The sequence below is a fragment of the Streptomyces morookaense genome (genome assembly GCF_013030945.1).
In the GTDB taxonomy this organism is placed as follows: domain Bacteria; phylum Actinomycetota; class Actinomycetes; order Streptomycetales; family Streptomycetaceae; genus Streptomyces; species Streptomyces morookaensis.
In genome coordinates this window covers 1-9,550 of record NZ_JABBXF010000137.1, presented here as the reverse complement: position 1 = coordinate 9,550, position 9,550 = coordinate 1, and the positions used below count along the sequence as shown (strand labels likewise).

General features: G+C 73.9%; 7 protein-coding genes and 1 pseudogene. 4 read left to right on the top strand and 4 right to left on the bottom strand.

Annotation, left to right across the window (positions count from 1 at the left end; genetic code table 11):
* Positions 1-276: 276 nt before the first annotated feature.
* Positions 277-546, bottom strand: a complete 270-nt coding sequence (locus HG542_RS33210) for a hypothetical protein (RefSeq protein ID WP_373313221.1) — start codon at positions 544-546, stop codon at positions 277-279.
* Positions 547-846: 300 nt separating this feature from the next.
* Between HG542_RS33210 and HG542_RS33205 the strand changes: the two are divergent.
* The 4 genes and pseudogenes from HG542_RS33205 (at position 847) to HG542_RS33190 (ending at position 4,780) form a co-directional block, all read left to right on the top strand.
* Positions 847-3,266: pseudogene (locus tag HG542_RS33205) on the top strand (sensor histidine kinase).
* Entirely contained in the window at positions 3,263-3,703 is a 441-nt protein-coding gene (locus HG542_RS33200; RefSeq protein ID WP_171088096.1) for a roadblock/LC7 domain-containing protein, read from the top strand. The pseudogene HG542_RS33205 and the gene HG542_RS33200 overlap by 4 nt, the downstream one beginning before the upstream one ends.
* 8 nt (positions 3,704-3,711) lie before the next feature.
* The gene (locus HG542_RS33195) at positions 3,712-4,125 is read left to right on the top strand and encodes a DUF742 domain-containing protein (protein WP_171088094.1); all 414 of its coding nucleotides are present in this window, start codon (positions 3,712-3,714) and stop codon (positions 4,123-4,125) included.
* A 55-nt stretch (positions 4,126-4,180) separates the two neighbouring features.
* On the top strand, positions 4,181-4,780 hold the full coding sequence (locus HG542_RS33190) for a GTP-binding protein (RefSeq protein WP_171088093.1): 600 nt from the start codon (positions 4,181-4,183) through the stop codon (positions 4,778-4,780).
* Positions 4,781-4,801: 21 nt separating this feature from the next.
* Here the strand turns inward: HG542_RS33190 and glpK are convergent, their stop codons facing one another.
* The 3 genes from glpK to HG542_RS33175 form a co-directional block, all read right to left on the bottom strand.
* A complete protein-coding gene (gene glpK / locus HG542_RS33185) occupies positions 4,802-6,304 on the bottom strand; it encodes a glycerol kinase GlpK (protein WP_171088092.1) in 1,503 nt (500 codons plus the stop codon).
* Between the two features lie 78 nt (positions 6,305-6,382).
* A complete protein-coding gene (locus HG542_RS33180) occupies positions 6,383-7,162 on the bottom strand; it encodes a M15 family metallopeptidase (RefSeq protein ID WP_171088091.1) in 780 nt (259 codons plus the stop codon).
* A gap of 7 nt (positions 7,163-7,169) precedes the next feature.
* Entirely contained in the window at positions 7,170-9,548 is a 2,379-nt protein-coding gene (locus HG542_RS33175; protein ID WP_171088090.1) for a glycoside hydrolase family 31 protein, read from the bottom strand.
* Between the last annotated feature and the right edge of the window lie 2 nt (positions 9,549-9,550).

Sequence of the window (9,550 nt, the reverse complement as noted above, 5' to 3'; positions counted from 1 at the left end):
GTTCCGCCGCCCGACGGAGGCCTAGCGCCCCATAGGGGCGCGGGGCTGTACCGATATGCGGCTCCGCCGCGTGGGCGCGACTGGGCGCCCCGTAAGGGGCGCGGGGAACTGCGCGACCAGCCCCCACCGGCCCGCAGTTGACGCACCGCCCCAGGGGGTCCGGGGCGCAGCCCCGGGAACGGTCGGCTGCGGGCGCGTCGTGGCCGATCGCGCAGTTCCTCCCCAGCTACCTCCCCCAGCTAACGCTGGGGACCCCCAGAGGTGCCCCCAGCGCCCCTAACGGGGCGCTGCCACCCGCCGTATGCCGCGCGCAGCGCTGCTCGGCACGGAGATCACCCCGTGCCGCTGCCGCCACACCTGCCGCGTCACCCACACATCCAGCACGCTCCATGTCGCCAGCACGGTGCTCACCACCGCACACAGCAGCGCCGGGAACGCCAGCCACGAACCGGCCAGCGCGAACAGCACGGTGATCACCGTCAGGACCAGCGTCACGGCGGCGATCAGGGCCGCGCGCACCGCGGCCGTACGGATGGGATCCGGCATTCTCGGCCGCCGGGCAGGCTCCTCCACCCACAAGGGCCTGCGGGCCGGCACCGCGCCGGCGCCCGTGTCGCGGTTCCGCTGCACAGAACGCTCACCTCCCCCGGTCGGAACTCTTCCTCTCCCTTTGTACAGAGAGCGGCCGGGAGTGCCCGAAGGTTCCCGTGATGAGGGGAAAACCGGCCGGGTCACCTGTCCTTGGTCCGTACTGGTCTTCGGGTCCACTACCTCGCAGTAGTAGGCTCACGCCGCATTGTTGTCGGAACACCACCCCCGTGCACCGGGGTTGCCGTAGGGGAGGCCATGCGCTTTCGCGGGAAGTCGATCCGCCGGAAGATCGTGGCGCTGCTGCTGGTGCCGCTGCTGTCCCTGACCGCGCTGTGGGCCTTCGCCACGGTGATCACCGGTCAGGAGGCCGTCCAGCTGTTCTCGTTCGCCGACGTGATGCGCAAGGCGGGCTTCCCCGCCGAGGACGTGATCCTCGCCCTGGAGAAGGAGCGCCGCCAGACCGTCGTCTACCTGGCCGACCCCCGTCGCTCCGGGGCCCTGGCCGAACTCGACGCCCGGCAGCGTGCCACCGACAAGGCCGTCGCGGACTACCGCGCCGGCATCGACCGCGGCGCGCGCAACGCCATGGACTCCGGCACGAAGGATCGTTTCCGCGCCATCGAGACGAGCCTCGACAGCATCGAGGGCCTGCGCCGCAGGGTCGAGGACAGCACCCTCACCCGCTACGCCGCCTTCCAGGACTACAACGAACTCGTCGACCCCTACTACGACTTCCTCGGCAGCCTCAGCGCCGTCCAGGACGCCGACATGGAGCGGCAGGGCCGCGCGCTGGCCGGCCTCATCCGTGCCCGCGAGTCGGTCTCCCGCGAGGACGCCCTGCTCTCCGGCGCGTTCGTCGCGGGCAGCCTGGACCTTCAGGACCTGCGCTCCTTCTCCGACCGCACCGCCGAGCGCAAGATCCTCTACTCCCTCAGCCTCCCCGCCCTGCCCACCGCCGACCGCACCCTCCTGGACGCCTACTGGCGGGGCCCGCACGCCAGGGCGCTGGCCGCCGCCGAGGACGCCGTCGTCCTCGGCGGTCCCGGCCGCACCGACCAGGCCATCGGGCAACAGCAGTGGCAGGTCACCGTCACCCCGTCCTCGACGACCTCGCCAGGCTCGGCAAGCAGGCCAGCAACCGCTACGCGGGCCGCGTCCAGCCCGTCGCCGTCGGCGTCCTCGTCAAGGCCGCCGTCGCCGGCGTCCTGGGCCTCGCCGCCCTCGTCTGCTCGCTCGTCATCTCGATCCGCATCGGCCGCGGCCTCGTCCGGGACCTGCGCCGGCTGCGCAAGGAGGCCCACGAGGTCTCCGGCGTACGGCTGCCCAGCGTGATGCGCCGCCTCGCCGCGGGCGAGACCGTCGACGTCGAGACCGAGGCCCCGCGCCTGGAGTACGGCTCCGACGAACTCGGCCAGGTCGGCCAGGCCCTGAACACCCTGCAGCGCGCCGCCGTCGAAGCCGCCGTCAAACAGGCCGACATGCGCCGCGGCGTCTCCGACGTCTTCGTCAACCTCGCCCGCCGCAGCCAGGTCCTGCTGCACCGCCAGCTCACCCTCCTCGACACCATGGAACGCCGCACCGAGGACACCGACGAGCTTGCCGACCTCTTCCGCCTCGACCACCTCACCACCCGCATGCGCCGCCATGCCGAGGGCCTGGTCATCCTCTCCGGTGCCGCCCCCGCCCGGCAGTGGCGCAAGCCCGTCCGGCTGATGGACGTCGTCCGGGCCGCCGTCGCCGAGGTCGAGGCCTACGAGCGCATCGACGTCCGCCGCCTGCCACGGCTCGCCGTCGACGGCCCGGCCGTCGGCGACCTCACCCACCTCCTCGCCGAACTCCTGGAGAACGCCACGGTGTTCTCCCCGCCGCACACCGCGGTCCAGGTCGTCGGCGAGCGGGTCTCCAACGGCTTCACCCTCGAAATCCACGACCGCGGCCTGGGCATGACGGCCGACGCCATGCTGGAGGCCAACCTCAAGCTCGCGGAGACCCCCGAGTTCGAGCTCTCCGACACCGACCGCCTCGGCCTGTTCGTCGTCAGCCGGCTCGCCCAGCGCCAGGGCGTCCGGGTATCCCTGCAGACCTCCCCCTACGGCGGCACCACGGCCGTGGTGTTCATCCCCTCCGCACTGCTCACCGAGGCCCCGCGCCGCAGTGGCGCGGGAACGGACGAGGACACCGGCGGCCAGCCCCTGCCCGGCCACCGCCCCCGGCCGGTGCGCCGGCAACCCGGCCCGCTCGACGCCCTGTTCGGGGATACGACGGACGTATCCGGCGAGGAGCACCAGCAGGCCCCCGACGGCCCGCTCCCGCTGCCGCGCCGCAGGGCCCCCGTCCTGGTCTCCGACCACGGCCGCAGGGTCACCGAACGCACCGCAGGACGGCCGCCCGCCCCGGACGAGGACCGCACACCCACCGGGGGCCTGCCCCGGCGCGTGCGCCAGGCCAGCCTCGCCCCACAGTTGAAGGACGACCGGACCGCGGCGCCCGACCGGCCCGCCCCGGACCCGGCCGGTCCGGACGCCGCCCGCGACGCCGACGAGGTACGGGCCAGGATGGCCGCCCTCCAGCGCGGCTGGCAGCGCGGCCGGGACCGGAACGCAGCCGAACAGCACATGGCGAACCCGCCAGGAACGACAGCACCAGGAACGACGATTGAGGGGGACGGTCGATGACCGCACCGAAGGAAGCCCTGCGCAACGACCGGGCCGGCGAGGGCGGCGAGCTCAACTGGCTCCTCGACGACCTGGTCGAGCGCGTCGCCAGCATCCGCAAGGCACTCGTCCTGTCCGGCGACGGACTGCCGACCGGCACGTCCAGGGAACTCACCCGCGAGGACGGGGAGCACCTGGCCGCCGTCGCCTCCGGCTTCCACAGCCTCGCCAAGGGCGTGGGCCGGCACTTCGACGCCGGACAGGTCCGGCAGACCGTCGTCGAGCTGGAGGAGGCCTTCCTGTTCGTCAGCGCCGCGGGCCACGGCAGCTGTCTGGCGGTGCTCGCCGATGCGGACTCCGACATCGGCCAGGTCGCCTACGAGATGACCCTGCTCGTCAAGCGCGTGGGCGCGCACCTGGCCACCGCTCCGCGCACCGGCGCCGCCGCCGGCGCGTGACGGCGGGCATGGACCGGGACCCCGAGCAGCCGGCGCGCTGGTTCGACGACGCGGCGGGCCCCGTGGTCCGCCCGTACGCCATGACCCGCGGCCGCACCCGCAGCGCGGCCGAGGACCGGCTCGACCTGATCGCCCTGGTGATCGCCGAGGAGTCCCTGGCCGGCCACCCGGGCGGCGCCCACGCCCTGGCCGACCAGTCGCTGTCCCCGGAACACCTCGACATCGCCGAACTGGCCCGCAGCACGCCGCAGTCCGTCGCCGAACTGGCCGCGGAGCTGGACCTGCCGGTGGGCGTCGTCCGGGTGCTGGTGGGCGACCTGATCGACGCGGGGCACGTCCGCGTCACCCGTCCGGTGCCCCCGGCGGAACTGCCCGACGAGGGCATCCTGCGGGACGTCATCGACGGCCTGCGGGCGTTGTGAACCACTCTCCGCAGGCCCCGGCGCCGGGGCCTGCGGAACGATCGGAGGAGAACCCATGGTGTTCGGCCGCACCGAGCGCACCCCCCGGCGGCCCGCCGCCCCGGTGACGACCCTCAAACTGCTGGTGGCCGGGGGCTTCGGCGTGGGCAAGACCACCCTGGTCGGCTCGGTGAGCGAAATCCGGCCGCTGCGCACTGAGGAACTGCTGACCGAGGCGGGCCGGCCGGTGGACGACATCGCGGGCGTGGAGGGCAAGACGACCACCACCGTCGCCATGGACTTCGGACGCATCACCCTCCGCGAGGACCTGGTCCTCTACCTCTTCGGCACGCCCGGCCAGGACCGCTTCTGGTTCCTGTGGGACGAACTGGCCCAGGGCGCACTGGGCGCCGTCGTCCTCGCCGACACCCGCCGCCTGGAGGACTGCTTCGCCGCCGTGGACTACTTCGAGCGCCGCCGCATCCCCTTCACCCTCGCCGTCAACCTCTTCGACGACGCCGCCCGCTACCCCGAGGAGGCCGTACGCGACGCGCTCGACCTCGACCCGGAGGTGCCGGTGATGATGTGCGATGCGCGCGAACGCGAGTCGGCCAAGGAGGTCCTGGCCTCGGTGGTGGAGCACGCGTTGGCGACTGGCGTCACCCGAGCCTCGTAAGGGGTGTGCCCCCAGCGCCCCTTACGGGGCGCACCAGCCAAAGGTGCGCTCAACGGCCTTCCGCCACTGCCGGTACTCCCGCTCCCGCGCCTCGGTCGCCATCCGCGGCCGCCACGCAACGTCCTGCCGCCACTGCGCCCGCAGTTCGTCCAGGTCCTGCCACACCCCCGTGGCCAGCCCGGCCGCGTAGGCCGCGCCCAGGCACGTCGTCTCGGAGACCACCGGCCGGATCACCGGCACCCCCAGCACGTCCGCCTGGTGCTGCATCAGCAGCCCGTTGACGGTCATCCCGCCGTCCACCTTCAGCGCCGTGATGGGCACCCCGGAGTCCTGCACCATCGCGTCCACGACCTCGCGCGTCTGCCAGCTCGTCGCCTCCAGCACGGCCCGCGCCAGGTGCGCCCGGGTGACGTAGGCCGTCAGACCGGTGATCACCCCGCGGGCGTCCGGACGCCAATAGGGCGCGTACAGGCCCGAGAAGGCCGGCACGACGTAGGCGCCGCCGTTGTCGGGCACGCTCGCTGCCAGCGCCTCGATCTCGTCCGCGGAGCGGATCAGGCCCAGCTGGTCGCGCAGCCACTGCACCAGCGCGCCGGTGACCGCGATCGACCCCTCCAGACAGTAGACCGGCGCCTCGCCGCCCAGCCGGTAGCCCACCGTCGTCAGCAGACCGCTCTTGGACACCACCGGCCGGGAGCCGGTGTTCAGCAGCAGGAAACTGCCCGTGCCGTAGGTGTTCTTGGCCTCGCCCACCGCGTAGCAGGTCTGCCCGAACACCGCCGCCTGCTGGTCGCCCAGCGCGGCGGCCACCGGCACCCCGGCGAGCCGGCCCACGGCCCTGCCGTACACCTCGGCGGAGGAACGGATCTCCGGCAGCACCGCCTCGGGGATCCGCATGGCCTCCAGGATCGCGGGGTCCCACTGCAGGGTCTCCAGGTCCATCAGCAGCGTGCGCGAGGCGTTGGTGACGTCGGTGACGTGCACCCCGCCGTCCGCGCCGCCCGTCAGGTTCCAGATCAGCCAGGAGTCGACGGTGCCGAAGGCGATCTCCCCGTTCTCCGCCCGGCGCCGCAGCCCCGGCACCCGGTCCAGCAGCCAGGACACCTTCGGCCCCGAGAAGTAACTCGTCAGCGGCAGCCCGGTGGACCGGCGGAACCGGTCCTGCCCCTCGGCGCCGCCGAGTTCACGGCAGAACCCGGAGGTGCGGGTGTCCTGCCAGACGACGGCGTTGTGCACCGGTTTGCCGGTGGCGCGGTCCCACAGGACCGTCGTCTCGCGCTGGTTGGTGATGCCCAGCGCACTCAGCTCGTCGGCCCGCAGCCCCGCGGCGGCCAGCGCCCCGGCCACCACGGCCTGGACCTTCGCCCAGATCTCGGCCGCGTCGTGCTCCACCCAGCCGGGCTGCGGGAGGATCTGGCGGTGCTCCCGCCGGTCGACGGCGACCACCGCACCCCGGCTGTCGAAGACGATGCAGCGGCTGGACGTGGTGCCCTGATCGATCGCGGCGACGTACGGGCCTGTCATGACGCCTCCCGGAGAGCGGCCCGGCAATGGCACCGCGCAGTGTTCTGCGGGCCCGGTGGAGCGTCAAGGCCGGTCGCGTCAGCAGACGGGGAAGTCGAAGTACGTGTCCGGGAACGGCTCCTTCCGCAGCGTGTAGTGCCACCACTCCTCGGCGAGGTTGACGAAACCCGCCTGTTCCATCACGGACTTGAGCAGCAGCCGGTCAGCCCGCTGCCGGCCCGTGATGCGCGGGTCGAGGGTGTGGGCGAGCGTGTCGAAACAGTCGAAACCGGTACCCATGTCGAGGGAGTTGTCGGGAAAGCGCTCCGCCTTCGGCGCGTAGCAGGGCACGAGGGGCTCACCGGGCACATAGGGGCGCGTCGGACGCGGCGGGCGGCGCACGATCGTCAGGTCCATCGTGCTGCCCCGGCTGTGCCCGGACTTCGCCGCGATGTAACCGTCCGCGAACAGCCGCGACTTGTCCACGCGCGGATAGAACTCGCCCTTCATCCGCACGTCGTCCAGGTCCTTCGCCCACGCCACGAAGTCGTTCACCGCACGCTGCGGCCGGTAGCAGTCGTAGACCTTGAGCGTGTATCCCGCGGGCCGCAGCCTGCGCTGCACCCGGTGCAGGGCCTCGGCGGCAGGGCGGGTGAGGATGCAGCGGGGCCGCAGATAGCCGTCGATGCGATGGCCGGTGAAGTTGTGCACCGTGGCGTAGCGGATCTCCTGGACGATCGTGGGGTCGACGTCGGCGAGTTCGACGAAGCCCTTGGGCAGGCGCCCGGCCGGCGCCGCCTGCGCCGTTGCCGGAAGGGGCGCGGAGAGGAACAGCATCAGGGCTGCGAGGGCGGCGGACAGCCGCGGCAGGGTCAGCATGCCCCCTTCAGATACCAGGCACCACGGCATCGGGGAAAGCGTCCGGCACCCCCCGCAGCCGCACCGGGTAGGCCGGTTCCGGCAGCCCTTCCTGCCCCACCACCACCGATCCGTCACGCCACTTCGTCGTGAAGCGCACCACCTCCGCCGTCCCCGTGCCGGGCTCCGGGTCGGTGATCAGCACCCCGCCGCCCGTGCGCCCCGGGGCAGGCGGCCACACCTCCAACTCCACCTGCCCCGTGCCGCCGGAGGCCACCGGCACCACCGAACCCGCCCGCACCAGCACCGGGATGCGCGACAGCGGGGCGTCCAGCAGCACCTGCCCCGGCCCCTCGTGCGCCCGGCCCGTCGCCGCGTCGTACCACCGCCCGCGCGGCAGCCGCACCGCCCGCCGGTCCGCATCCGGCTCCAGCACCGGCGCCACCAGCAGCGAATCGCCCAGCAGGAACGCGTCCTCGCAGTCGCGCAGCGCCCGGTCCTCCGGCGAGCGCCACCACACCGGGCGCACATACGGAGCCCCCGTGCGGTGCGCCAGGTGCGCCAGTGTCACGAAGTACGGCAGCAGCCGCATCCGCTCCCGCAGCGCCGCCCGCGCATGCTCCAGCACCTCCGGCCCGAACTCCCACGGCTCGCGGCGCCCGGCCGTGATCGCCGAGTGCGTGCGGAACAGCGGGAGATACGCGCCCAGTTGGAACCAGCGGAGGTACAGCTCCGGCGACGGCGACCCGGTGAACCCGCCGACGTCCGGCCCCGAATACGGAACCCCGCACAGTCCCAGACCCAGCACCAGCGCCAGCGACGCCCGCAGCCCCGGCCAGCCCGTCGCCACGTCGCCCGACCATGTGCCGCCGTAGCGCTGCATCCCCGCCCAGCCCGACCGCGAGAAGAGGAACGGACGCTCCCGCGGCCGCAGTCGGCGCAGCCCCTCGTAGCCCGCCCGGGCCATGGACAGCCCGTACACGTTGTGCGCCTCGCGATGATCGCCGCCCCGGCCCTCCAGCGCATGCCGGGCCGAACGCGGCAGGGACGGATCGCCGAACGGGGCGAACGAGACCGGCTCGTTCATGTCGTGCCAGAACCCCGCGAAACCCTGCGCCAGCCGCTCCGTGTACAGCCCGCCCCACCAGGAACGCACCTGCGGATCCGTGAAGTCCGGGAAGACCGACTCGCCCGGCCACACCTCGCCGCGCACCTCCCGCCCCTGTGCGTCCTTCACGAAGGCGCCGGCCGCCGCCCCCTCGTCGTACACCGCCAGCCCCGGCTCGGCCTTCACCGCCGGGTCCACGATGGACACCAGCCGCACGCCCTGCTCCCGCAGATCCGCCGCCAGCCCCGGGAGATCCGGGAACCGCTCGCGGTCCACGCTGAAGACCCGGTGCCCCCGGTAGTGGTCGATGTCCAAGTGCACCGCGGACAGCGGCAGATCACGCTCCCGGTACCCGGCCGCCACCCGCCGCACCTCGCGCTCGCTGCCGAACCCCCAGCGCGCGTGCTGCGGCCCCAGCGCCCACGCGGGCGGCAGCGCGGGCGCGCCCGTCAGCGCCGCCCACCCGTGCAGCACCCGCGCCGGGGTGCCCACCAGCACCCACGAGCGCACCGGCCCCCCGTCCATCCGCACCTCGCAGCGCCCCGGCCGGTCGTGCCCGGAGCCCGCCCCCTCCTCGCCCTCCCACAGCGTGACCCTGCCGTCCCACGAGTTGTCGTGGAACACGAGATGCGTGCCCGCGTCCGCCACCACCAGCTGCACCGGCATCGTGATGTACAGCGGATCGTCCCCCGGCCCGAAGGCACCGCCCGGGTCGGTGTTCCACAGCCGGTACGCACCATCCCGCAACCGCGGCCCGCTCGCCCTTCCCCCCAGCCCGAAGAACCGCGCATCCGCGGCCACCTCGGACCGCTGCACCCAGCGCCCTCCCGGCGGGCCCCCGGGACCCGCCGCTCCCTCAAGGGCCGTCGGCCTCCCGGCATCCGCCGGCCTCCCGGCGTCCACCGTTCCCACGGCCCCCACCGCCCCTCCGGCCCCCGCCGGACCCCCGGCCCCCGCCGGACCCCCGGCCCCCACCGGTTCCCACCACCGCGGCGGCAGGTCCCGCCGCAGCACCACCCCGCCCGGCGTGCGCACCTCCACCGCGCCGCGCCGCGAGACCGTCACCAGCACCCGCTCGGAGACCACCCGCCAGCCGCCGTCCGTGTCCGGCTCCAGCACCGCACGCTCGTCCGCCTCCGGGCACGCGCCGGCCAGCGCGTACGACGGCTCCGGCGCGGCCCCGTCCCAGCCGCAGAACACCGCACCCCCCGCCGCCACCCGCACCCGCAGCGACGACCGCGCGAACCGCACCACCCCGCCGCCCGGCTCCGGCTCGGCGCCCAGCGCCTCGCCGGGCACCC

Bases quoted from the DNA above. Each gene is read 5' to 3' on its own strand.
- HG542_RS33195 (WP_171088094.1), top strand. From the start codon at position 3,712: ATGGACCGGGACCCCGAGCAGCCGGCGCGCTGGTTCGACGACGCGGCG.
- glpK (WP_171088092.1), bottom strand. From the start codon at position 6,304: ATGACAGGCCCGTACGTCGCCGCGATCGATCAGGGCACCACGTCCAGC.
- HG542_RS33200 (WP_171088096.1), top strand. From the start codon at position 3,263: ATGACCGCACCGAAGGAAGCCCTGCGCAACGACCGGGCCGGCGAGGGC.
- HG542_RS33180 (WP_171088091.1), bottom strand. From the start codon at position 7,162: ATGCTGACCCTGCCGCGGCTGTCCGCCGCCCTCGCAGCCCTGATGCTG.
- HG542_RS33190 (WP_171088093.1), top strand. From the start codon at position 4,181: ATGGTGTTCGGCCGCACCGAGCGCACCCCCCGGCGGCCCGCCGCCCCG.
- HG542_RS33210 (WP_373313221.1), bottom strand. From the start codon at position 546: ATGCCGGATCCCATCCGTACGGCCGCGGTGCGCGCGGCCCTGATCGCC.